Origin of the sequence: Variovorax sp. MHTC-1, from assembly GCF_003984645.1 — a bacterium.
Lineage (GTDB): Bacteria > Pseudomonadota > Gammaproteobacteria > Burkholderiales > Burkholderiaceae_C > Variovorax.
Window position 1 is genome coordinate 1 of sequence record NZ_RWKI01000088.1, and the last position, 978, is coordinate 978.

1 protein-coding gene is annotated in these 978 nt (G+C 59.9%); it reads left to right on the forward strand.

All coding sequences use genetic code 11. The features are described from left to right. Positions 1–550: 550 nt before the first annotated feature. Entirely contained in the window at positions 551–964 is a 414-nt protein-coding gene (locus EJI01_RS28380) for a hypothetical protein (RefSeq protein ID WP_126840415.1), read from the forward strand. Positions 965–978 lie beyond the last annotated feature (14 nt).

The window sequence follows — 978 nt, forward strand, 5'->3', positions numbered from 1 at the left end:
AACAACGGACATTGTCCCTGGTCTCAAATCTACGAAGCACGAGCCTATCAAATGTGCCAAACCCTCGAAATCTGGTCTTTCGGGTTCGCTGTCGTGTGCATCATCATGTTTGCGGTCCAAGGATTTCATCAGCACAGATTCCTCACGCTCTTGGAGCGTTCAGCGCCGTCTTTGTGGAGAACGCTTGCATCTAAGGCGAACAGAATGGACACGACGGATGCTTCAGGCACGGCCGGGGCACAGTGGTACTTGCTCAAAGGGGACTTCTCTGAACTCACCGACTCAGAGCTGGTTGCACGAGGTAAGCGTGCTAGGACAGCGGTCATTGCCTTTCTCGCAGCGTTCGGGATGTGGGGGCTGTTCGTTTTAGTCACACAGGCTCTCCCGCGCCTCTCATGCGTCCCGGGGCTCGGGGGGTAGCGGCAAAGTCAAACATTGAAGGTCGGCTTTGGAGGCGCCTGAACTACCGCAGTGGGCCCGAAGCTCCAGAGGCCGCAACAGGCTACAGTCGGCCGGAACCGGACCTTCCGACCCAGCTTCCAGTAAAACCATGCAACGCCACACTCTGTATGCGTACGTAGACGGCTCTGATCTAGAAGTGGTCGCCGCGTCCATCGAGGAAAGGCTGCTCTTGCTTGCCGCAGCACCAGGCTGGGTCACCTCCAGCCCGACCGTGGTGAACCAGAAGGCAAACGTGCCGGGCTGCCGCCCTGGCGATTTGCCTGACTGGGACCTTGGAATCAACCTGGCACTGCCAGACCCTGGCGCCGAGCCGGATGGGTGGTTCAGCGACGTTGAGCGCATCGCGGGGCAACTGGCAAAGCTGCACGCGGCGTTCGGCCGCGAGTTCGTTATCGGCATTGCCGACAACGTCAGGGGCATAGCCGAGGACCTCTTCTTCATCGAGTCTGACGCGCCGGACCTAGACAGGCTGCGTAGCGCCATCGGTGTTCGCGGCGGCTAGCATCAGCGGCTTGC